Here is a 21,387-nt window from a genome sequence, read left to right on the forward strand (position 1 = left end):
CAATTTAGAACGGAATATCGTCGTCCATTGCGCCTAAGGAAGCAGCATTAGAGGACGCTGCTGGTGCAGATGATTCAGCAGACTTCGAGCGACTGTAGCTCTCGCCACCTTCGCTACCACCTACTGGCTTACCACCCAACATTTGCATGGTTTCAGAAACGATCTCTGTAGAGTATTTTTCTTGACCACTCGCATCAGTCCACTTGCGAGTGCGTAAGCGACCCTCAACATAGACTTGTGAACCTTTTTTCAAATACTGGCCTGCAATCTCTGCAAGCTTGCCAAAGAATGCAACACGATGCCATTCAGTGGTCTCTTTCATTTCACCAGTTTGCTTGTCTTTGTAACGATCTGAAGTCGCTACTGAGATATTGGTTACTGCGTCGCCACTAGGCATATAACGCGTTTCTGGGTCACGTCCTACATTACCCACAATGATGACTTTATTTACCGAAGCCATGTTGTCTCCCGAAGAAAAATACTACTGTTAAAAAATGATGAAGCTTAGGTGATGTCTCAGCGGCTTATGCCTTGTCAGCGGATCTGGCGGGCAACTCCTGCATTGACCAAGCAATTATAAGCCAGCAAATTAAGAGGCCTGTGCCAGCGAAAAAGACTGAGAAAGCACCAAGGCTATCCATTAAATAGCCTCCCAGCACAGCTCCACTAAAGAGACCAATGGATTGGGTGGTGTTGAATATCCCTAATGCAGCCCCCTTGGCTTCTTTGGCAAAACGCGAAACGAGTGACGGCTGCAATGCCTCTAATAAATTGAAGCCTACAAAGTAAATCACCAAAGTAGTAGCAATTACTGAAATAGAGCTTGCACTCGTAAAGATACTTTCAGCAATCACTAATAAAACAATCGCGACTAACAGGACAGTGCGCAGGCGATGTTTCTTTTCTCCCAAAATTAAAATAGGCGCCATGATGACAAAGGAAAGTAGCACTACTGGTAGGTAAATTTTCCAATGCGAGGCAAGCGGTAGGCCAGCATCAACCAACAGACGAGGTATTACTAAGAACATGGCAACTTGGGTTGCATGCAGTACGAAGACACCAATATTTAAGCGCATCAACTCCGGACGAAAAAAGATTTCTCGCAAAGATGCAGACTCTACCTTGGGTTCAGGTTTTGAGTTGGGCAAGATAAAGTGAGTGACTAGCATCGCTATCGCCCCCAAGCAAGCCAAAACAATAAAAATTCCACGCATAGAAATGAGGCGATAAAGCGGTGCGGCAATCACTAATGAGAGGGCAAAAGACAAAGCAATACTACCCCCTACTAGTGCCATAGCCCGTGTGCGGACCTGCTCACGAGTCAAATCGGCAACCCAAGCTGAGATCGCGGCGGAGATGGCACCAGCGCCCATCACTCCCCGCCCAATCGCAATCCACAGTAAATCATCCCGTGCAGAACAGATTAGGGCACCAGCAATAAATAAAGACAAGCCCCAGAAAACGACGGGTTTACGACCGATCCGATCGGAGAGGCGTCCCAAAGGAATGTAAAGGCAAGCCTGAACAATATTGAAGATTCCGAGTGCTAAGCCAACCCAAAGCGCCCGCTCACCGCCAGGGAGCCCATGGGCATAGACACTAAATACTGGCAAAAGCAGAAAAAGGCCCAGTATCCGAAGACCATAGATGCCCGCTAAGGCCAAAGTAGAGCGAAGTTCAGAAGGATTCATAAGAAAAGGCTATATTAACAAGTTACCAAAAAAATTATGAATAACGAAATTAAAATCCGCGGCGCACGCACGCACAACCTTAAAAATATCAATCTGGATATCCCAAGAGAAAAGCTAGTGGTTCTCACTGGTCTATCGGGTTCTGGCAAAAGCTCCCTCGCTTTTGACACCTTGTACGCCGAGGGTCAACGTCGCTATGTCGAATCTCTTTCGGCATACGCCCGTCAATTTCTGCAACTGATGGAAAAGCCTGATGTCGATGTTATCGAAGGCCTCTCTCCAGCAATCTCGATTGAACAAAAAGCGACTAGCCACAATCCTCGCTCAACAGTGGGCACCGTTACAGAAATTCATGATTACTTGCGCTTGCTATTTGCTAGAGCAGGCACACCGCATTGCCCTGAACACAATCTTGCCTTAGAAGCCCAAAGCGTCTCACAAATGGTCGACACCGTATTGTCGATGCCTGAAGATACAAAGTTAATGATCTTGGCTCCGGTAGTCAGTGAACGAAAAGGGGAATTTGTTGACTTGTTTCAAGATCTGCAAGCTCAAGGATTTGTGCGCTTTCGCGTTCGATCTGGTGGTGGCACAACAAATACTGCCAAAGCCGAAATCTTTGAAGTAGATCAACTGCCTGCACTCAAGAAGAATGATAAGCACTCGATCGAAGTTGTAGTAGATCGCATCAAAGTACGTCCAGATATTCAGCAACGTGTCGCAGAATCTTTTGAGACTGCCCTGCGCTTAGCTGAAGGTAAGGCCATGGTTGTTGATATGGACACTGGCAAAGAGATGATCTTCTCGAGTAAGTTTGCATGCCCAATCTGCTCCTACTCTTTGCAAGAACTTGAACCACGCCTGTTTTCATTTAATAACCCGATGGGTGCTTGCCCATCGTGCGATGGCCTTGGTCATATCTCTTTTTTTGATCCGAAGCGGATTGTTGCGCACCCTGAATTATCTTTAGCCTCAGGTGCAATTAAGGGCTGGGATCGTCGCAATCAGTTTTACTTCAAACTTTTACAAACGCTTGCTAAACATGGTGGATTTGATCTTGAAAAGCCTTTTGAAAAGTTAAGCAAGAAAGCACAAGACCTGATCCTCATGGGCTCCGCCGAAGATAAGATTCCATTTGAATATATCAATGAACGTGGCAAGCCAAGTATTCGGGAGCATGCCTTCGAAGGGATCGTAGCGAATTTTGAAAGACGTTATCGCGAAACTGATTCAATGACAGTGCGTGAAGAACTCGCGCGCTATCAGAATGTTCGCTCATGCCCGGAGTGTGATGGTAGCCGTTTACGCAAAGAGGCCCGCTTCGTTAAAGTCGGCGATGGCAAACAGTCCCGCGCGATTTATGAAATCAGCGCTCTACCTTTAAAAGAAGCGAAAGAATATTTTGAAGAGCTCACCCTCAAAGGTGCTAAGCGAGAAATCGCCGATAAGATTGTCAAAGAGATTGGCTCACGCTTACGCTTTTTAAATGATGTGGGCTTAGATTACCTTTCCTTAGAGCGTAGCGCAGATACCCTCTCTGGCGGCGAAGCACAACGCATTCGACTTGCCTCACAGATTGGCTCTGGCCTGACTGGCGTGATGTACGTTCTAGATGAACCCTCGATTGGTTTGCACCAACGCGATAACGATCGCTTAATTGGTACTCTCAAACACTTACGCGATTTAGGTAATAGCGTGTTGGTTGTTGAGCATGACGAAGATATGATTCGCGCTTCAGATTACGTGATCGATATTGGCCCAGGCGCTGGAGTTCATGGCGGTGAAATCGTTTCACAAGGCACGCCCGCTCAAGTTGAGGCGGATCCCAAGTCACTCACTGGCGCCTATCTCTCTGGAAGAGAGGCTATTGCCGTTCCAGAAAAACGCATTCCTCCGGATGATCGCTACCTCGAAATCTTGGGCGCACGAGGCAATAATTTACAGTCCGTACACGCGAAGATTCCAGTAAGTCTTTTGACCTGTGTGACTGGCGTGTCAGGCTCAGGGAAATCTACTCTAATTAATGACACTCTGCATCATGCAGTGGCACAACACTTGTATGGCTCGACCGCAGAACCTGCAGCACATGATTCGATTAAAGGACTTGAACACTTCGACAAAGTCATTAGTGTTGATCAGTCCCCCATTGGCAGAACACCGCGCTCCAATCCAGCGACCTATACCGGCCTATTTACGCCAATTCGCGAACTCTTTGCTGGGGTCCCTGCTGCCCGTGAACGTGGCTACGAAGCTGGTCGCTTCTCGTTCAACGTCAAAGGTGGTCGTTGTGATGCCTGCGAGGGTGATGGCGTTCTGAAGGTGGAGATGCACTTCTTGCCAGATGTCTATGTCCCTTGTGATGTTTGTCATGGCAAACGCTATAACCGAGAAACCCTAGATATTCGTTACAAAGGAAAAAATATTCATGAAGTACTCTCGATGACGATCGAGCAGGCGCATGACTTTTTTGAAGCTGTACCCGTAGTAAAACGTAAGCTCAAGACCTTACTTGATGTTGGCTTGGGTTACGTCAAGTTAGGACAAAGCGCCACTACCCTATCTGGTGGTGAAGCGCAACGCGTGAAACTTTCTTTAGAGTTATCAAAACGGGATACTGGGCGAACGCTCTATATTTTGGATGAGCCAACTACAGGCCTACATTTCCATGACATTCAACTTTTGCTGACAGTCATTCAGACACTCAAGAAACAAGGCAATACGATTGTGATCATTGAGCATAATCTGGACGTCATTAAAACAGCAGACTGGATTATCGATTTAGGGCCAAAGGGTGGTGCTGGTGGTGGACAAATTATTGCCACCGGAACCCCTGAAGATGTTGCTAAAAATACTGCTAGTTTTACAGGGCACTATTTAGCGCCACTACTGAAGCGCAAAAATCCGCCTGCTAAAAAGAAATAATCAGTCTTCGAGACTGTAGTTTGTTAAATTAATTTAGCTTGGGCTAAATCAGTTGCCTCTGGATTCCCTGAGAGGACCAAGATGTCATTGGCCTGCAAGCGAAGCTCTGGGCTTAATTCGAGCTTGATGTAATCCATGCCGCCTACCTTGCGCCTGACTGCCTGAACACTCACTCCCTCGTTCTCGAGATGAAGCTCCTCTAGAGTCTTACCAATGCTGGCAGACTCTGGCAACAAGGTGATGGACTGCAAACGCCAAGATTCATTAGGCTCCGATTCGGTTTCTACTGAGCCCCTGAAATATCCTCTCAACAAACTATAACGCGCCTCGCGGGCACTCGTGATTTGTCGAACCACCTTGCGCAAAGGTACGCCCATCATCAACAACACATGAGACGCCATCATCAAGCTGCCCTCAATGAGTTCAGGCACCACCTCAGTGGCCCCAGCGGCTTGTAATTTCCCTAAATCTGCATCATCTTTAGTGCGCACCAAGACAATCATGCCGGGACGAAGGCGCTCAACCTGATGCAAAACTTTGAGCGTAGCTGGAGTATCGGCATAAGTAATCACTACCGCTTTGGCTTTAGATAAGCCAGCTGCAGTGAGGTAGTTCTCTCGACTCGCATCGCCATAAACGACGTTATCTCCTGCAGCAGCAGCTTCCTTCACTCGATCGGGGTCCATATCTAAAGCAAGATATGGAATTTTTTGCTGATCGAGCATTCTTGCCAAGCTTTGTCCGGAACGACCAAAACCACAAATTAATACGTGGTTCGTTGTGCGGACGCTCTTGGCTGCAAGCTGAGTTAAGGCTAAGGATTGCAAAAGCCACTCATTGCTAGAGAAGCGCATCGCAATGCGATCACTATATTGAATTAAGAATGGGGCTCCAAACATCGAGAGCAACATAGCTGCTAAAACAGCTTGACTTAAGGCTGGATCAATTAAATCCAGGCCATCAATTTGATTGAGCAACACAAAACCAAACTCACCTGCTTGTGCCAGACATAATCCCGTGCGAATGGAGATGCCGGGGCTTGAACCAAAAGCACGAGAGAGTAATGCAATCAAACCAAACTTAAATATCAAAGGTCCAATTAGCAAAAGTAAAACTAGAGCCCACTGCGCTTGGATGACCTTGAAATCAAGCAGCATGCCGATCGTAATAAAAAATAGTCCGAGCAGCACATCACGGAAAGGCTTGATATCTTCTTCCACCTGATGCCTAAATGGTGTTTCTGAAATTAACATTCCCGCTAGAAATGCTCCGAGCGCTAATGACAAACCAAAGTGCTCAGTTAACGCTGCCATTCCCAATACAATCAACAAGAGATTCAACATAAATAACTCTTGTGATCTCAGTTTGACAACCAATCTGAACCAACGACTCATGACTGTTTGGCCAATATAAAAAATGAGGACCAAAGCAATCGCAATCTTGATACCTGCAGTCGATAAAGCAAAGAGTAGGTCTTTTGGATTCTTACCGAGAGAAGGCAGCAAGATGAGCAGGAAGACCACTGCTAAATCTTGGAACAATAAGATGCCAATCACATTACGTCCATGCTGACTCTCAAGTTCAGATCGATCGGCAATGAGCTTAGTCACAATCGCTGTGGAGGACATAGCTAAAGCACCCCCCAGCGCAATCGCTGCCTGCCAAGAAATGGGGTAAATCCAATTCATAAATAGGCTTGCTGGTACCGCTAAAAGCATCGTCAGAATGACCTGGCTCGCACCCAAGCCAAATACGATCCTGCGCATCGAGCGCAGCCTATGGAGGTTAAATTCCAGACCCAGCGAGAACATCAAGAAAACCACCCCGAACTCGCCTAAATACTTCACTGTGGCTGAATCGTTGGCTAAGGCCAGGGCGTTGGGACCAATCAGCACCCCTATCGCCAGATACCCCAAAATGGGGGGTAGGCCAAAATAGCGGAAAATAAGAACCCCGGCCACCCCAAAGGCCAACAAGATGAGAGTTAATTGAAGAACTGACGGCATATACTCACCCCATGATAGCTAAGACTCGTGAAAGAACCCTAAAGCTTGCTCGCGACACCCTCACTATTGAGGCTGCTGCGTTGCAGAATATGCGTGACCGATTAGAGGGTGCAAATGCTGATGCCCTGGTTCATGCCGTTGAATTACTTCACGCCTGTAAGGGTCGTATTGTAGTTTCAGGTATCGGCAAATCAGGTCATATTGCCCGTAAGATTGCCGCTACTTTTGCTTCTACTGGATCCCCTGCTTTTTTTGTTCACCCTGCTGAAGCAAGCCATGGTGATTTGGGTATGGTTACCCGGGATGATGTCTTTGTGGCCCTATCAAATTCCGGTGAGACTGAAGAGCTGTTAACAATTGTTCCTATTGTTAAACGGACTGGCGCAAAACTGATTGCGCTCACTGGTGCTCCTGAGTCGGCTCTCGCTAAACTTGCTGATGCTCATTTAGATACCAGTGTTGAGAAAGAAGCTTGCCCTCTCAATCTTGCACCCACCTCCAGTACTACCGCATCACTCGCAATGGGTGATGCGCTCGCAGTTGCCTTATTAGATGCACGCGGCTTTCAGGCAGAAGATTTTTTACGCTCCCATCCAGGCGGTAGATTGGGTCGCAAGCTCCTGGCACACGTTAGTGAAGTCATGCGCAGCTTTGAAGACACACCAAAAATTCAGATTGATGCTTCATTCAAAGCGGCTTTACTCGAAATGACTGCCAAGCGCATGGGCATGGTTGTCACGATAGATCAGAACCAAAAAGTCATCGGCATACTGACGGATGGTGATTTACGACGCCTCCTAGAAAAGAATGTAGACCTAGCAAGTATTGCACTTAAAGACGCTATTACTAGTGCGCCGCGCACGATTCCACCAGAACTACTTGCTGAAGAAGCAATTGAGATGATGGAAAAACATCGCATCAATCATTTGGTTGTTAGCGATGCCAATGGCATATTACTAGGGGCTCTCAACTTGCATGATCTGTTTGCAGCTAAGGTAATTTAATTCATGCCAACTGCATTCGGAACCCACAATACCAATCCTCTAAGTCAGTTTCCACAGGCTTGGGACCGCGCCAGCAAAATAAAGCTCCTTGTATTAGATGTCGATGGCGTTATGACCAACGGGCAAGTCTGGATTGGGGCGGATGGTAAAGAATCACTCAAGGCGTTTGATATTCAGGATGGCTTGGGCATCAAGCATTTGTCTCAATGCGACATACCTACTGCTGTCATCACTGGGCGTAGCTCAAAGATGGTCTTAGCGCGTTGTGAAGAATTAGGCATCGCCCATGTTCATATGGGTGTCAATAACAAAGTCCAGGCGCTCAATGAAGTGCTCAAAAAAATGAATCTGCGTCATAAAGACTGCGCAGTCATGGGTGATGACTGGCCTGATCTCGCCATGATGGCAAAAGCAGGGCTCAAAGTTTCTCCTGCACAAGGTCACCAAGCTTTAAAAGATGTTGCGCACTATGTATGCTCTATGAAGGGTGGCAATGGTGCCGTACGCGAAGTTTCTGATCTTATCCTCAAAGCACAAAATCGATATGAGGAATTGTTGCGACAGGCCTTGAGTTAAGTAATGGAACTCAATCCAGCACAAATTAAGGTCGGAGTATGGCGTCTCTTTTTACGTCTACTGCCTCTGATCATCATGGGGCTATTGGTGTTGATGACCTTTTGGCTTGTTAAGAAGACTAGTGCGCCCGAAGGTCCAGCTATTGCCCGTGTTCGACTGCATGAGCCAGACTACACGATTAAGAATGGGGCACTATCCGCTCTCAATGAGCTAGGTCAAACAAAATATCGGGTACTCGGCAAAAAGGTAACGCACTACGATGATGATGCATCGATTGATATCGATACCCCACGCATGCGTTTATTCCAAGCCGATAAAACGCCAGTAACCGTTAAGTCGGATAAGGGTCACCTTGATGGTGATTTAACAATTCTAGACTTGATCGATAACGCAGAGATTTTCAAACCTGCTCAGGTGGCTACAGCTACTACTCCAGCAAGCTTTCGCATGCTAGCCCAGTCATCTTATTTCAAAGTACTCATTAATGATGACATTATCGAAACGAATCGACCCATTACTCTGGAGCAAGGCATCTCCATAATGCACTCTACCGAAGGCGGTAAGTTTAATAATGTGCAACAAAGCATGACCTTGCTGGGACAAGTCAAAGGGCGCATTGAGCACAGCCAAGAAAAGAACTGATGCACCTACTGATACCCTCGTCTCGCTTCCTTTCCCTGATTAGCCTAATGATGGTTGTAATGGGAGCAGCTTACGCAGAAAAAGCTGACCAAAAGAAACCACTGATTTTGGAGGCGGATAAGGTGTCAGTGAATGATGTTCAGCAAGCGTATGAGCTACAAGGCAATATTCTGCTGATTAAGGGCAGCATTCTTGTTACTGGCGAGCAAGGAAATATCAAAGTTGACCCAGAGGGTTATGAATTTGTCACCATGGAAAGTGACCAAGATACGACTGCAAGCTTCAGGCAACGACGCGAAGGTCCTGCCAATGAATTTATACAAGCCAATGGTAAAAATGTAGTGTACGACGCTAAAACAGAAGTACTCACCATCACGGGCGATGCCAGTATGAAGCGACTTCTGAACATGCAAATGCTCGACCAACTCAATGGCTGGAAAATTGAGTACGATGACGTAAAGCAGTACTATCGAGTATTCCCGCCACCGGATGCCAAAGAAAGTGATTTGCCACTAGCAAGAGCAATGCTTTCACCTAGACAAAAAGCTACTTTAGAAAAATGACTGTCGATTCAAATTCAAGTTCTGCTGCAACCCTTAGCGCACATCATTTACAAAAACACTACGGCTCTCGTACAGTAGTCCGAGATGTCTCTTTGGAAGTGAAATGCGGAGAGGTAGTTGGGCTACTAGGTCCGAACGGGGCCGGTAAGACCACCTCCTTTTATATGATTGTTGGCTTGGTTCCGCTTGATGATGGCAGAATTATTCTTGACGGAACCGACATCACCCATCTACCAATTCACGAACGTGCTCGTATGGGTCTCTCCTATTTACCTCAAGAGGCCTCCGTTTTTAGAAAACTGAATGTGGCTGAAAATATTCAAGCGGTATTAGAGTTGCAAGCACAGGGTGGAACACCGCTAAGCAAAGCTGAAATTCAAGATCGGCTTGATGAGTTGTTAAGCGAACTTCAAATTAGCCATTTACGTGATAACCCTGCACTTTCATTATCGGGTGGCGAAAGACGGCGTGTAGAAATTGCGCGTGCGCTTGCATCCCAACCTAAATTTATTTTGCTAGATGAACCCTTTGCCGGCGTTGACCCTATTGCTGTTGGTGAAATCCAGCGAATTGTCCGCTTCTTGCGTGATCGCCAGATTGGAGTATTAATCACCGATCACAACGTCCGCGAAACTCTGGGTATTTGTGACCACGCCTACATTATTAGTGAAGGCTCGGTCCTGGCTGCAGGCAAGCCCGATGAAATTATCGAGAATGATGCTGTACGAAGAGTCTATCTAGGTGAAAATTTCCGCATGTAATTTGCGATTTTTTTGATCTTTTTTGATCAAATATCGTAACTCCCTCTTGGTTTTCAGTGAAATCACTGATACGCTAAAGGTTCATGAATTCCAATCCATAGATATAAATCCGTAAATCAAGGGGCATGCTACGCACCCTTGCTATTGCTATGCGTAGACAGCGTTGTTAATGGGAGCTGATGATGAATTTGAAGATTAATAGCCGTCATGTTGAGGTCACACCAGGAATGCGGGAACACCTTGAGGCGGGTTTTGCCAAGATTCGTAAGCATTTTGATCATGTAATTGATGCATCGGCCTTTTTGATTGTCGATAAAGCCAAAGAAAAGGATTTGCGTCAGACTGCTGAAATCACCATTCATCTCAAAGGCAAGGAGCTCTTTGCCCAAGCCCATCACTCTGACCTTTACCACGCAATGGATGCGGTGGTTGATAAATTAGAGCGCCAAGTCGTTAAACATAAAGAAAAAATCCAAGATCACCATCACGAAAAACATTTAGACTAGTGTTTACCCTCAGGACACCTATAATCATTTGATATGAATGCCCTGAATGATCTTTTTGCCCTCGACTGCATCACCCTAGATAGCCCCTCTAAAAATAGGGCTGAAGTATTTGTTGATGCTGGCAAGCTTTTTGCCAATCAAATTGGCATCAGCGCTGATCAGGTAGTGGAGTTTCTCAATGCGCGCGAAGCGCTTGGCTCTACCGCTCTTGGCGCTGGCGTTGCCATTCCCCACGGCCGGGTTAAAGGTTTAAAACAACCTATTGCCGCTTTTATCAGACTAAAAAATCCAATTGACTTTGCCGCACCTGATGGTGAAGCGGTTTCGATGTTAATTTTCTTACTGGTTCCGGAGAAAGCAACGCAAGAGCATTTAGAAATTCTTTCTTCAATTGCTCAACTCTTGTCAGACGCAGATGCTCGCAAGATTTTGTCTGCTGAGTCTGATTCTGGAAAAATCTGTCAACTCATCCAAAACTGGGGTAGTAGCAAATGACCCAACCCCTCTTACTTGAAGGCGTTACAGCTCAGCAAATATTTGACGATAACGTTGCTGAACTCAGGCTCTCTTGGATTGGTGGATTAGAAGGGGCTGATCGCACCTTTCCTGCTGAGGCTGTAAAAGCAGCAGCTGCAAGCTCTGACTTAGTTGGGCATTTAAATCTCATTCACCCCAGTCGAATTCAAATCTTCGGCGAACAAGAGGTGGAGTATCACGCTGTGCTCAATCAACAACAGCGACAAGAACAAATTGCTTCATTGATTTCCAAGACTCCACCCTGCGTGATTGTTGCGGATGGAAAGACTGCAGACCCCGATCTTCAACTCTTTTGCCAACGATCATCTACCCCGCTCTTTACTACCAGTATCTCAGCAGCATCTGTCATTGATCATTTGCGCACCTATTTGTCGAAAATTGGCGCGCCTCAGATTACGATGCACGGCGTATTCATGGATATTTTAGGTTTGGGTGTTTTGCTCACTGGTGAGTCTGGTCTTGGTAAAAGCGAATTGGGGCTAGAGTTGATTTCTCGTGGCCATGGCTTGGTTGCTGACGATGCAGTGGATTTTGCGCGCCTGGGACCAGATTACATTGAAGGTCGCTGTCCAGTGATTCTCCGCGACTTACTAGAAGTAAGAGGTCTAGGTTTATTAGATATTCGCACGATCTTTGGAGAAACTGCAGTCCGCCGCAAACTCAAGTTACGCCTGATTGTCCAACTCGTTCGCCGGACTGATGGAGAATTTGAACGCCTACCCATTGAAGCCCAACATCTAGATGTTTTAGGAATTCCGATTCGGACAGTGAAGATTCAAGTGGCTGCCGGTAGAAACTTAGCAGTATTAGTAGAGGCAGCGGTCCGCAACACGATCTTGCAATTGCGTGGTATTGATACCCTAAAGGACTTCATTGAGCGACAACGCCAGCAAATGAATGCCGAGCCTGATAGCGCAAAAATCCAAGGGCGCTTACTCTAATGCAAATTAATCTGATCACCGGAATCTCTGGCTCAGGTAAATCAGTGGCTCTCCGGGCCTTTGAGGATGCAGGTTTTGATTGTGTTGATAATCTGCCAGTTTCACTATTAGAAAGCTTAGTAGGCAATCTGGAAAAGGAAGGAAGCAAACAACTGGCTGTTGCCATTGATGCTCGACGTGGCGAATCCATCTCCGAACTCCCCAAAATTTTAGAGAACTTACGAAGCCAGCATGAGCTCAGAGTGATCTTCCTCAGCGCTGATACAAACTCTTTAGTGCAACGCTTCTCGGAAACCCGTCGACGTCACCCTCTATCAGGCAGTAGCAAAGCCTTTGATTCCGCTACTTTGATTGAGGCAATTGATCGAGAGCGTGCGCTTTTGGAGCCCTTGCGTAGCCAGGCCCATTGCATTGATACCAGCAACATACCAGCGCATGCCTTACGCTCATGGATATATGACCTCGTAAAAGATAAATCACTTGGCCTAAATGTCGTCTTTCAATCGTTTGGATTTAAAAAAGGTGTGCCAAGTGAGGCCGATCTAGTTTTCGATGTACGCTGCTTGCCTAATCCTCACTACGACAAAATCCTGAAACCATTGACAGGCCATGATCAAGCAGTCAAAGAGTTCTTAGAGCATATTCCGGAAGTGGTGAGCATGGAAAAAGACATTATTCAATTTATTGAAAAATGGCTTCCCCACTATATTGCTGACGGTCGTAGTTACCTTACGGTAGCTATAGGCTGCACTGGCGGGCAACACCGCTCAGTCTATTTGGTGACTCGTCTCATGAAACATTTCCAGAATCAAAAAGCCTTGAGTGATTTACAGATTAGCTTTTTGTCCCGACATCGCGAGCTAGACTCAATCCCTGTAAAAGCAGCTTAATTGGCTGCGGTAGGCCATACTGACCTAGCTTATGCAGATCTACCCATTGATAAGTGGGATCGCTAAAACAATATTGCTCCTGTAGCTTCGCCTCCCAAATCCGCATCCACAAACGGCGATGTGTAAACACATGTTTAATCTCTTGTTGATGACTTAAGGATGAACATCTTTTTACCAACAGTCTCACATCCTGACCTCTGAAGACTGTCTTCAAGAGATCGGACGCTCCTACCTGAGAAGAATTCTGGGAAATTTTTTGATTGACTGGGGTACGAGATATCCAATCAGATTCAGGCAAGGACCATAAACCTCCCCAGATGGCTTTTGGCGGACGCTTCTGTAGTAAGACGAAATCGCCTTGGCGAAGTAAGACCATACTGCAGATAAATTCTGGTGACTTTGCCTTACTGATTTTTTTAGGTAGCAGTAAAACCTGATCGCTTAAGTTGGCCTGGCAATTTTTTTCAAACGGGCATTTTTGTTGGCCACCAATGCACACCGGTCTACGAGCTGTGCACCACGTCGCTCCAAAATCCATTAAGGCTTGAGTGTAAGTTGGCATGCTCTGCGAAGACTTTGGCAGCAAACGCTCTGCTATGGCCCAGAGCTCATCTGTTACCGCCTTTTCTTGCAAAGGTTGCTCTATTGCAAATAGGCGCGCCAGAATTCGCTTCACATTGGCGTCTAAGATGGGCGCTCGTTCCTCAAAGGCAAAAGCAGCGATGGCGCCAGCAGTCGATCTACCAATGCCTTTGAGCTGCTCTAGCAGAAGAGGATCTTTTGGAAAATGCCCATCAAAATCTTCAACCACCTGCTTAGCGCAAGCATGTAAATTTCTGGCTCGCGAGTAATATCCTAGCCCAGCCCACTCCGCTAAGACCTCGTCTATATTTGCCGCAGCGAGTTTTTTAACGTTAGGGAAGCGCTTCATGAAGCGGGGGTAACGTTCCAGCACGGTAGTAACTTGAGTTTGTTGGAGCATGATTTCAGAAACCCACACTGCATAAGCATCGTGCTTACCCTGCCAAGGCAGGCCATGGCGGCCTTCGGCCTCATGCCAGGTAATCAAGCGCTCAGCAAATTGATCAAGAAACGATTTACTCACCGCAGACTATCTCTTAGCGCTTTTGGCATTGGGAACAGAAATACGTTGAACGCTGACTTTGAACAATTTGCTTGATTGGAGTTTTGCAAACCTTGCAAGGCAAGCCTTTGCGGTCATACACTTTAGTTTGCACCATGAAATGACCAGGGTCACCATCGGTGTTAACAAAATCTTTAAGCGAGCTACCGCCAGCCTCAATTGCTTTTTTTAGAATCAATTTCACTGCGGCGGCAAGACGAGTGCATTGTGGGCGAGTCAATTTACCAGTCGCCTTTGCAGGATGAATGCCAGCCTCAAACAAACTTTCAGAACAATAAATATTACCGACCCCTACAACAGCCTCGCCCGCCAATAAAAATTGCTTTACTGCAATAGTACGTTTACGAGATTTCTGGAATAGGAGTTGCGCTCCCACCTCTCCAATAAATCCTTCTGAGAAGGGCTCTACTCCGAGTTTTTGCAATAAAGGATATTTTTCAATGGGTCCATTGGTTTTAGGATGCCAAAGGACTGCGCCGAATTTTCTGGGATCGTGCAAGCGCAAACTCAACTTCCCAAAGTCGATGGTTACCCGATCATGCAACTTTAAGTTTTCATGCAATGGTAAAACTCGCAAAGTTCCCGTCATTCCCAGATGAACCAGTAAATAGCCCGTATCCATTTCTAATAATAAGTATTTACCTCTACGAGTAATGGCTTGTAGTTTTTGTCCAAGAAGCGTTTTGGGTAGATGTTTTGGGACAGGCCAACGCAAACGACCATCAATGATTTTGACTGCCGTGACTTTACGGCCCTCAAGATAGGGCTGGATTCCGAGTCTAGTGACTTCTACTTCTGGAAGTTCTGGCATGAATCGATTGTAGATTCGCGGATTAGAATGTGCTTATGAACCTATTCTGTAAATCTGCTTTTCAGTCTATTTGCCTTGTCTGCCTTCTCAGCGCCATGAGTTTCCTGGGCTCAAATGCTCTTGCCCAATCCGAGAATGCTGGTAACGGAGAGGCGGTATTTGAGATATTGGCCTCTGAAATTGCGCTTCAGCGGGGGGAGGCTGGTCTCGCTTACAACACCTATTTAGAGTTAGCACGCCGCTACCAAGACCCACGATTAGCTCAAAGAGCAATGGAAATTGCGATTAATGCAGGGGCTTCAGATTTAGCCCTCCAAGCCGCGCAAACCTGGCAGAGCTTGGCGCCCGCACAGACTAAGCCTAAAGAAGTGCTCGTTACCCTATTGATTCTGAATCAACGCTGGTCCGAAGCGGTTCAGCCGACTATCGCACTGCTAAATCAAGAATCCTTGGCGGAACGTGAAAATACCTTGCTTCAGATCCAATCATTGCTCAGCAAAGCCAGCAATGAATCTGATGCACTTCGTGCCTTCTACGAAATTGTTTCCGAACTCAAGCCAGCCCCAAAAAATCCTGGAATTCTGTATACCTATGCAATGGCTGCCGAAAATACTGGCCATACCGAAATCATGGAAAAGGTATTACGGCAGATTCTGGTTAAAAATCCCAATGATGCCAATACGCTCAATGCCCTTGGTTATTCTTTGGCTGACCGAAACCAGCAATTAAATGAGGCGTTCAAACTCATTTCAAAAGCCCATCGCCTGGCTCCGGATGATCCCTTTATTTTAGATAGCTTAGGTTGGGTCAATTTTCGACTTGGAAAGAATGCTCTCGCATTAGAAGAGCTCAAGCAAGCGTTTGGTATGAAACCTGAAGCCGATATCGCCGCTCATATTGGTGAGGTCCTCTGGGCCATGAATCGTCACTCGGAAGCTGAAGCAATTTGGGCAGAAGGACAAAAGCTCGATGCTAATAATGCAACTCTCAAAGAAACAATCAAACGCTTACAGCCAGATTGGTCTTTAAGTGCTTCATCTTCACAAGGGTCATGGGATGGCCGATTTGCAGTCAAAATTATTGGTATTACTAATAGCCAAAACCAGGGTGGATCTGGCGGTTTTACCTTAACGCAAGATGCACAAAAAGATATTTTAGAAATTCGTAATCCCGTTGGTGGATCGATTGCAAAAATCACTATTACCCCTGGTGAAGCGAGCCTAGAAAGTAACGGAAAAATAGTTACCGCAGTAGATGCCGACACACTAGTGCAAAATACTTTAGGCCTCCCACTACCTGCTAGAGGCCTATCTAATTGGCTTAGAGGGGAAGTGCGTCCTGGAAGTACTGCTAGTGTTGAGCGAAATAGCAGTGGTCAAGTCAGTCAAATTATTCAAGATGGCTGGAACCTGAACTACACCTGGTCTAAATCGAATGTCTTAGAAAAACTGAATTTGAGTCGTAACTCTAACATCGGCTCGATTGATATTCGTCTTGTTTTCGATAAACCCAATGAGTGATTTCTTAGAGCTTCAGTCACCCGCTAAGCTCAATCTCTTTTTACACATCATTGGTCGTCGCAGTGATGGCTATCATTTACTGCAATCGGTATTTCAGCTTATTGATTGGTGCGACACGATTGCACTGAAATTGATTGCAGAAAATACTATTCGTCGCATTAATCCTTTGCCCAGCGTTCCCCCCGAACAAGATCTGGTGGTTCGCGCAGCCCAAGTTCTTAAAGATACCTATCAAGTTAAACAGGGCGTAGAAATCACACTTGATAAACAGATACCCATGGGTGCTGGACTAGGCGGTGGCTCATCTAATGCCGCAACTGTTTTAATCGGCCTGAATCATCTCTGGCAACTCAAGCTCGATCTTGCTACGCTCTGCAAAATTGGATTGCAATTGGGTGCTGATGTTCCTTTTTTTCTCTTTGGCAACAATGCTTTTGTCGAAGGGATTGGTGAAAAACTTCAGCTAATTGAGCTTAAATCTCAGCGCTTTTTGGTGATTTTTCCTGGGCAGAGCATTACCACTGCACGTATATTCCAAGACCCTCAATTGACCAGAAACCACGCTCCGATTACAATCGATGGCTTATTTGTATCGCCACCAAGCTATACCAGCAGCCAATTCGGCAATGACTGTGAATCTGTAGCGATGCAAATTTGTCCTGAAGTGAAGCAAGCTTTAGCTTGGATTGAAGCGAATTTGCCGGGCTCGGCGCCGCGGATGTCTGGCTCTGGAAGTAGCGTGTTTACTGTCTTAGACCAAGATCAGACGCCCGCTGCCCTAGAAAGAAAGTTGCAAAATCTTCCATCAGGATGGGTGGGTCGAATTGTTGGGGGCTTAAATAAAAATCCCGCTTACAATTTGATTTCTTCGGAGTAACTGTAGGGGAATCGCCAAGCTGGTTAAGGCACTGGATTTTGATTCCAGCATGCGAAGGTTCGAATCCTTCTTCCCCTGCCAAATTCTGTAGAAATATAAAGATATCCCTGGATTCTGAACCCTTAACTAATAGCCCATATCCCCCCATATGAATGCTGACCATCTAACCCTTTTTACCGGTAATGCGAATCCCATTTTGGCGCATGCGGTTGCCAAAGAGCTCAACCTGGCAATGGGAAAAGCCTTTGTTGGACGGTTTTCTGATGGCGAAATTCAGGTAGAAATTCAAGAGAACGTTCGAGGTAAAAACGTTGTCGTAATACAATCAACTTGTGCTCCCACCAACGATAATTTGATGGAGCTAATGATCATGATTGATGCTCTGAAGCGAGCATCTGCAGGGCGTATAACCGCAGTGATCCCTTACTTCGGTTACGCTAGACAAGATCGTCGACCACGCTCGGCACGGGTGGCAATTTCTGCCAGAATCGTCGCCAATATGCTGCAGTCAGTAGCCGGGATCGAGCGCGTTTTGACCATGGATCTTCACGCAGACCAAATCCAGGGTTTCTTCGATATTCCTGTCGATAACATTTATGCCTCTCCTGTTTTGCTTGCTGACTTGCAAGCCCAAAAGACCCAAAAAGAATTAATTATTGTCTCTCCCGATATTGGCGGTGTCGTCCGCGCCCGCGCGATGGCCAAGCAATTGGGTACAGATTTAGCGATTATCGATAAACGCCGCCCTAAGGCTAATGTGTCAGAAGTGATGCACTTAATCGGCGAAGTAGAGGGCCGTCATTGCGTCATTATGGATGACATTATTGATACTGGTGGCACCCTATGTAAGGCTGCAGAAGCGCTTAAAGACCGCGGTGCTAAGGGTGTAACGGCTTACTGTACCCATGCAGTGCTATCCGGTGGCGCAGTTGCCAGAATTGCTGCCTCTGAGCTCGATGAGCTCGTGGTGACCGATACCATTCCATTGAGCGCAGAAGCCTTAAAAGTGGGCAAAATTCGCCAATTAAGCGTTGCCCCCATCCTCGCGGAGACCCTATCTCGCATTAGCAAGGGTGATTCCGTAATGTCCTTATTTGCTGAATAATCCTAAAAATGGGGTTTAGCCTCCCTTTTTGAGGTTTTTTGGTCGTTTTATAGTCAAAATCCCCATTCCCACGATATAATCGAAGGCTTTTCTGTTTGGTCGCGAACGGAAATTAACCTTAATTTGGGAGTTCAAATATGAAAGTAGTCGCTTTTGAAAGAAGCGTACAGGGAACGGGTGCGAGCCGCCGCCTGCGCAACTCCGGTAAAACTCCGGGAATCATTTATGGCAGTAAAGACCCAGCCGTAGTTATTGAGCTGGATCACAATGCCCTTTTCCATGCGCTCCGTAAGGAAGCATTTCACTCATCTATTCTCGATCTCGAGATCGGTGGCAAAGCACAAAAAGTCTTGCTACGTGATTACCAGATGCATCCATTTAAGCCTCTGGTTTTACATATCGACTTTCAGCGCGTTTCTGCTACTGAGAAGATCCACATGCGCATTCCATTGCACTTTACCCATGCTGATGAATCTACAGCCGTGAAATTGCAAGGCGCGATCATTAGCCACATTGCCAATGATTTGGAAATTTCTTGCTTACCAGCAGATTTGCCAGAATTCATTGAAGTGAACTTGGCTAATATTGAAGTAGGTCACTCTATTCATGCTAAAGATGTCGCACTACCAAAAGGTGTTTCCTTGGTATTGCATGTTGAGCAAGAAAATCCTGTTTTGGTTAACGCTCGTATCCCAACTGTTAAGGCTGCTGATACAGAAGAGGCCGCTCCTGCTGCCGCTGCTGCCCCAGCCGCTGGTGCCGCTGCTCCTGCAGATGCTCCCAAGGAAAAGGATAAGGCTTAATACCTTAAAGCAACACATCTTGCATTACAGAAGACCCGCTTGCCCGCGGGTTTTCTTTTTTGCAGAAATGCTTTTATGCTCACACTATGACTAAATTAATCGTTGGCCTAGGCAACCCAGGCAGTGAACATGAACACGATCGCCATAATGCTGGCTTTTGGTTTGTTGATGCACTGGCAAAACAATTGGGGACTCGCTTCGAAACTGAAAAACGATTTCAGGGAAAAGCTGCAAAAGCGAGATGGGAATCAGAAGATCTTTGGCTACTCAAGCCCGATACCTATATGAATCTGAGTGGACAAGCTGTAGGCGCTTTATGTCGCTTTCATAAGATTAGCCCCGAAGATCTTCTCGTTGTTCAAGATGAGTTAGATCTAAAGCCTGGCAGCGCTCGGCTCAAGCTGGGGGGTGGCACTGGGGGTCACAATGGGCTCAAAGATATTCAAGCGCATCTAGGCACCCCTAACTACTGGAGACTCCGTATAGGCATTGGCCATCCTCGTGATCTCGCTGGCGATGGTCGAGCCATAGATGTAGCGGATTATGTTTTAAGAAAGCCTTTATTGGCCGAACAAAAATTGATTGAAACCAGTATCCAGAATAGTTTAGATTGCTTGCCATTATTTTTGAAGGGCGACCCTCAAGCAGCAATGCTGAACTTGCATTCTAAGGATTAGGCCACGTCTGCTTTGGGTGCAATCAGCTTCTGGTATTTAACCAGTAGCTGCTCTCGTGATTCCACATGGTCTGGATGGAGTGGGATGCAGTCAACAGGACATACCTGTCGACATTGAGGTGCATCAAAATGCCCGACACACTCAGTACATTTATTCGGATTGATCTCATAAATTTCAATGCCCATATAAATGGCATCGTTAGGACATTCAGGTTCGCACACATCACAATTGATGCATTCGTCCGTAATCATTAAAGCCATGATTCAGAATGCCTCTGCTTATTTCAATTTATTAGCTGCAGTTTTTTGGGTCAGCCATTTTTCTACTGAAGGAAAAACGAACTTACTCACATCACCACCCATCAGGGCAATCTCTCTAACAAAAGTGCCTGAAATAAATTGGTATTGATCTGAGGGGGTTAAGAACAGAGTTTCCACATCAGGGAGTAAATAGCGATTCATACCGGCCATCTGAAATTCATATTCAAAGTCAGAGACAGCCCGAAGACCACGCACGATTACGCGAGCATGATGTTCGCGCGCAAAGTCTTTTAATAAACCGGTAAAGCCAACAATTTTGACATTGGTGTAATGGCCTAGCACCTCTTTGGCGATCTCAATACGCTCATCTAAGGTGAAAAAGGGATGCTTGCTTCGACTATCAGCAACGCCCACAATCACTTCTGAAAAAATACTTGAGGCACGTCTTACCAAATCTTCATGACCACGAGTGAAGGGGTCGAAGGTTCCTGGATATACAGCGACAGTCATTTACTCTCCTAAGGCTTAATGAATCTATAGTGAGTTTAGTCGCTTCTGCCCACAAATAGACAGGCTTTTACCTGTCCAGCCTCTAAGTACTTTCCACAATCCCAAGCCGGTAGTAGGCTTTTGATTTCATCAAGAGATCGGCTTGAGGGAAATTCTACATAAATACAGCCCCCGGACGATGGATCGCAGACCCGAGAGGACTCGCTCAGAGCCTGATTCAATAAAGCCTGATCCTGAAAAGGGGGATCGATAAAGATGAGATCAAAGGACTTCGCAGATTGGCGTTTTAAAAACTCAAGGCCATCTTGCTGGGCGATCTGAACTACTCCAGTTACCGGTGAAGATTGGAGGGCAGCAAAGTTATGAGTTAAACCCAAATACGCTTTTTTATTTTTCTCTACAAGCTGAACGCTTCCCGCACCCCGAGAAGCCGCCTCAAATCCTAGAACACCTGTTCCTGCAAACAGATCGAGACAACGCAATCTTGCAAGATCTTGTCCCAGCCAGTTAAAAAGTGTTTCTCGAATACGATCCGTTGTTGGCCTGAGATCAGGCAAGTCAATCACATCGAGCAAACGACTACGCCAAACTCCGCCGATAATACGAACCTTTTTTGGGAGTTCAGTTTGTTGCCTAGACAT

Annotated in this window: 23 protein-coding genes and 1 tRNA gene; 16 read left to right on the forward strand and 8 right to left on the reverse strand. The window is 46.2% G+C overall.

The window, feature by feature from the left end; all coding sequences use genetic code 11:
- Positions 1-4 precede the first annotated feature (4 nt).
- Positions 5-460: a single-stranded DNA-binding protein gene (gene ssb / locus Pas1_RS08480; protein WP_112205419.1), complete on the reverse strand. Its 456-nt coding sequence runs from the start codon at positions 458-460 to the stop codon at positions 5-7.
- Between the two features lie 64 nt (positions 461-524).
- The gene (locus Pas1_RS08485; RefSeq protein WP_112295016.1) at positions 525-1,691 is read right to left on the reverse strand and encodes an MFS transporter; all 1,167 of its coding nucleotides are present in this window, start codon (positions 1,689-1,691) and stop codon (positions 525-527) included.
- A 36-nt stretch (positions 1,692-1,727) separates the two neighbouring features.
- Here Pas1_RS08485 and uvrA point away from each other — a divergent pair, with 36 nt between their 5' ends.
- Positions 1,728-4,613 carry an excinuclease ABC subunit UvrA gene (gene uvrA / locus Pas1_RS08490; RefSeq protein ID WP_112295017.1) on the forward strand — a complete coding sequence of 962 codons (2,886 nt, stop codon included), beginning with the start codon at positions 1,728-1,730 and terminating at the stop codon, positions 4,611-4,613.
- Between the two features lie 23 nt (positions 4,614-4,636).
- Here uvrA and Pas1_RS08495 read toward each other — a convergent pair whose 3' ends face one another.
- On the reverse strand, positions 4,637-6,619 hold the full coding sequence (locus Pas1_RS08495; protein WP_112208565.1) for a monovalent cation:proton antiporter family protein: 1,983 nt from the start codon (positions 6,617-6,619) through the stop codon (positions 4,637-4,639).
- Between the two features lie 11 nt (positions 6,620-6,630).
- Between Pas1_RS08495 and Pas1_RS08500 the strand changes: the two genes are divergently transcribed.
- From Pas1_RS08500 to rapZ, 9 genes are all read left to right on the forward strand, one after another.
- The gene (locus Pas1_RS08500; protein WP_112205426.1) at positions 6,631-7,623 is read left to right on the forward strand and encodes a KpsF/GutQ family sugar-phosphate isomerase; all 993 of its coding nucleotides are present in this window, start codon (positions 6,631-6,633) and stop codon (positions 7,621-7,623) included.
- Between the two features lie 3 nt (positions 7,624-7,626).
- Positions 7,627-8,199 carry a KdsC family phosphatase gene (locus tag Pas1_RS08505; RefSeq protein WP_112295018.1) on the forward strand — a complete coding sequence of 191 codons (573 nt, stop codon included), beginning with the start codon at positions 7,627-7,629 and terminating at the stop codon, positions 8,197-8,199.
- A gap of 3 nt (positions 8,200-8,202) precedes the next feature.
- Complete coding sequence (gene lptC, locus Pas1_RS08510) at positions 8,203-8,841, forward strand: LPS export ABC transporter periplasmic protein LptC (RefSeq protein ID WP_112295019.1); 639 nt, start codon at positions 8,203-8,205, stop codon at positions 8,839-8,841.
- Positions 8,841-9,404 (forward strand): LptA/OstA family protein, encoded by a 564-nt coding sequence (locus tag Pas1_RS08515; protein WP_112208568.1) that lies wholly within the window; start codon positions 8,841-8,843, stop codon positions 9,402-9,404. The genes lptC and Pas1_RS08515 overlap by 1 nt, the downstream gene beginning before the upstream one ends.
- Positions 9,401-10,165 carry an LPS export ABC transporter ATP-binding protein gene (gene lptB / locus Pas1_RS08520; protein WP_112295020.1) on the forward strand — a complete coding sequence of 255 codons (765 nt, stop codon included), beginning with the start codon at positions 9,401-9,403 and terminating at the stop codon, positions 10,163-10,165. The genes Pas1_RS08515 and lptB overlap by 4 nt, the downstream gene beginning before the upstream one ends.
- Positions 10,166-10,347: 182 nt before the next feature.
- Entirely contained in the window at positions 10,348-10,671 is a 324-nt protein-coding gene (gene hpf, locus Pas1_RS08525; protein WP_112209368.1) for a ribosome hibernation-promoting factor, HPF/YfiA family, read from the forward strand.
- A gap of 33 nt (positions 10,672-10,704) precedes the next feature.
- Complete coding sequence (locus Pas1_RS08530; protein WP_112208569.1) at positions 10,705-11,166, forward strand: PTS sugar transporter subunit IIA; 462 nt, start codon at positions 10,705-10,707, stop codon at positions 11,164-11,166.
- Positions 11,163-12,149: an HPr(Ser) kinase/phosphatase gene (gene hprK, locus Pas1_RS08535; protein ID WP_112205438.1), complete on the forward strand. Its 987-nt coding sequence runs from the start codon at positions 11,163-11,165 to the stop codon at positions 12,147-12,149. Before Pas1_RS08530 ends, hprK begins: the two co-directional genes overlap by 4 nt.
- Positions 12,149-13,039 carry an RNase adapter RapZ gene (rapZ, locus tag Pas1_RS08540; protein WP_112208570.1) on the forward strand — a complete coding sequence of 297 codons (891 nt, stop codon included), beginning with the start codon at positions 12,149-12,151 and terminating at the stop codon, positions 13,037-13,039. The genes hprK and rapZ overlap by 1 nt, the downstream gene beginning before the upstream one ends.
- Here rapZ and mutY read toward each other — a convergent pair.
- Positions 12,984-14,144 carry an A/G-specific adenine glycosylase gene (mutY, locus tag Pas1_RS08545; protein ID WP_112295021.1) on the reverse strand — a complete coding sequence of 387 codons (1,161 nt, stop codon included), beginning with the start codon at positions 14,142-14,144 and terminating at the stop codon, positions 12,984-12,986. The two genes, rapZ and mutY, sit on opposite strands and share 56 nt — an antisense overlap.
- A gap of 13 nt (positions 14,145-14,157) precedes the next feature.
- Positions 14,158-14,994, reverse strand: coding sequence for a bifunctional DNA-formamidopyrimidine glycosylase/DNA-(apurinic or apyrimidinic site) lyase (mutM, locus tag Pas1_RS08550; RefSeq protein WP_112295022.1), 837 nt, complete (start codon positions 14,992-14,994; stop codon positions 14,158-14,160).
- A 95-nt stretch (positions 14,995-15,089) separates the two neighbouring features.
- Here mutM and Pas1_RS08555 point away from each other — a divergent pair, with 95 nt between their 5' ends.
- From Pas1_RS08555 to pth, 6 genes are all read left to right on the forward strand, one after another.
- On the forward strand, positions 15,090-16,514 hold the full coding sequence (locus Pas1_RS08555; RefSeq protein WP_225971611.1) for an outer membrane lipoprotein LolB: 1,425 nt from the start codon (positions 15,090-15,092) through the stop codon (positions 16,512-16,514).
- On the forward strand, positions 16,507-17,391 hold the full coding sequence (gene ispE, locus Pas1_RS08560) for a 4-(cytidine 5'-diphospho)-2-C-methyl-D-erythritol kinase (RefSeq protein ID WP_112295024.1): 885 nt from the start codon (positions 16,507-16,509) through the stop codon (positions 17,389-17,391). Before Pas1_RS08555 ends, ispE begins: the two co-directional genes overlap by 8 nt.
- A 4-nt stretch (positions 17,392-17,395) precedes the next feature.
- Positions 17,396-17,472, forward strand: a tRNA-Gln gene (locus tag Pas1_RS08565).
- A gap of 67 nt (positions 17,473-17,539) precedes the next feature.
- On the forward strand, positions 17,540-18,496 hold the full coding sequence (locus tag Pas1_RS08570) for a ribose-phosphate pyrophosphokinase (RefSeq protein WP_112205450.1): 957 nt from the start codon (positions 17,540-17,542) through the stop codon (positions 18,494-18,496).
- Between the two features lie 137 nt (positions 18,497-18,633).
- On the forward strand, positions 18,634-19,299 hold the full coding sequence (locus Pas1_RS08575; protein WP_112205452.1) for a 50S ribosomal protein L25/general stress protein Ctc: 666 nt from the start codon (positions 18,634-18,636) through the stop codon (positions 19,297-19,299).
- Between the two features lie 86 nt (positions 19,300-19,385).
- Entirely contained in the window at positions 19,386-19,976 is a 591-nt protein-coding gene (gene pth, locus Pas1_RS08580) for an aminoacyl-tRNA hydrolase (RefSeq protein WP_112205454.1), read from the forward strand.
- Here pth and Pas1_RS08585 read toward each other — a convergent pair.
- Genes Pas1_RS08585 through rsmD form a run of 3 tightly spaced genes read right to left on the reverse strand, consistent with a single transcriptional unit; the run spans position 19,973 to position 21,387 of the window.
- Positions 19,973-20,236: a YfhL family 4Fe-4S dicluster ferredoxin gene (locus tag Pas1_RS08585; protein WP_112205456.1), complete on the reverse strand. Its 264-nt coding sequence runs from the start codon at positions 20,234-20,236 to the stop codon at positions 19,973-19,975. The genes pth and Pas1_RS08585 overlap by 4 nt on opposite strands.
- A gap of 18 nt (positions 20,237-20,254) precedes the next feature.
- Positions 20,255-20,746 carry a pantetheine-phosphate adenylyltransferase gene (coaD, locus tag Pas1_RS08590; protein ID WP_112205458.1) on the reverse strand — a complete coding sequence of 164 codons (492 nt, stop codon included), beginning with the start codon at positions 20,744-20,746 and terminating at the stop codon, positions 20,255-20,257.
- A gap of 35 nt (positions 20,747-20,781) precedes the next feature.
- On the reverse strand, positions 20,782-21,387 hold the full coding sequence (gene rsmD / locus Pas1_RS08595) for a 16S rRNA (guanine(966)-N(2))-methyltransferase RsmD (RefSeq protein ID WP_112205460.1): 606 nt from the start codon (positions 21,385-21,387) through the stop codon (positions 20,782-20,784).

Source organism: Polynucleobacter paneuropaeus, assembly GCF_003261235.1.
Classification (GTDB): Bacteria; Pseudomonadota; Gammaproteobacteria; order Burkholderiales; family Burkholderiaceae; genus Polynucleobacter; species Polynucleobacter paneuropaeus.

Coding starts and splice junctions, on each gene's coding strand:
- ssb (WP_112205419.1), bottom strand. CDS start 460: ATGGCTTCGGTAAATAAAGTCATCATTGTGGGTAATGTAGGACGTGAC.
- Pas1_RS08485 (WP_112295016.1), bottom strand. CDS start 1,691: ATGAATCCTTCTGAACTTCGCTCTACTTTGGCCTTAGCGGGCATCTAT.
- uvrA (WP_112295017.1), top strand. CDS start 1,728: ATGAATAACGAAATTAAAATCCGCGGCGCACGCACGCACAACCTTAAA.
- Pas1_RS08495 (WP_112208565.1), bottom strand. CDS start 6,619: ATGCCGTCAGTTCTTCAATTAACTCTCATCTTGTTGGCCTTTGGGGTG.
- Pas1_RS08500 (WP_112205426.1), top strand. CDS start 6,631: ATGATAGCTAAGACTCGTGAAAGAACCCTAAAGCTTGCTCGCGACACC.
- Pas1_RS08505 (WP_112295018.1), top strand. CDS start 7,627: ATGCCAACTGCATTCGGAACCCACAATACCAATCCTCTAAGTCAGTTT.
- lptC (WP_112295019.1), top strand. CDS start 8,203: ATGGAACTCAATCCAGCACAAATTAAGGTCGGAGTATGGCGTCTCTTT.
- Pas1_RS08515 (WP_112208568.1), top strand. CDS start 8,841: ATGCACCTACTGATACCCTCGTCTCGCTTCCTTTCCCTGATTAGCCTA.
- lptB (WP_112295020.1), top strand. CDS start 9,401: ATGACTGTCGATTCAAATTCAAGTTCTGCTGCAACCCTTAGCGCACAT.
- hpf (WP_112209368.1), top strand. CDS start 10,348: ATGAATTTGAAGATTAATAGCCGTCATGTTGAGGTCACACCAGGAATG.
- Pas1_RS08530 (WP_112208569.1), top strand. CDS start 10,705: ATGAATGCCCTGAATGATCTTTTTGCCCTCGACTGCATCACCCTAGAT.
- hprK (WP_112205438.1), top strand. CDS start 11,163: ATGACCCAACCCCTCTTACTTGAAGGCGTTACAGCTCAGCAAATATTT.
- rapZ (WP_112208570.1), top strand. CDS start 12,149: ATGCAAATTAATCTGATCACCGGAATCTCTGGCTCAGGTAAATCAGTG.
- mutM (WP_112295022.1), bottom strand. CDS start 14,994: ATGCCAGAACTTCCAGAAGTAGAAGTCACTAGACTCGGAATCCAGCCC.
- Pas1_RS08555 (WP_225971611.1), top strand. CDS start 15,090: ATGAGTTTCCTGGGCTCAAATGCTCTTGCCCAATCCGAGAATGCTGGT.
- ispE (WP_112295024.1), top strand. CDS start 16,507: ATGAGTGATTTCTTAGAGCTTCAGTCACCCGCTAAGCTCAATCTCTTT.
- Pas1_RS08570 (WP_112205450.1), top strand. CDS start 17,540: ATGAATGCTGACCATCTAACCCTTTTTACCGGTAATGCGAATCCCATT.
- Pas1_RS08575 (WP_112205452.1), top strand. CDS start 18,634: ATGAAAGTAGTCGCTTTTGAAAGAAGCGTACAGGGAACGGGTGCGAGC.
- pth (WP_112205454.1), top strand. CDS start 19,386: ATGACTAAATTAATCGTTGGCCTAGGCAACCCAGGCAGTGAACATGAA.
- Pas1_RS08585 (WP_112205456.1), bottom strand. CDS start 20,236: ATGGCTTTAATGATTACGGACGAATGCATCAATTGTGATGTGTGCGAA.
- coaD (WP_112205458.1), bottom strand. CDS start 20,746: ATGACTGTCGCTGTATATCCAGGAACCTTCGACCCCTTCACTCGTGGT.
- rsmD (WP_112205460.1), bottom strand. CDS start 21,387: ATGTCTAGGCAACAAACTGAACTCCCAAAAAAGGTTCGTATTATCGGC.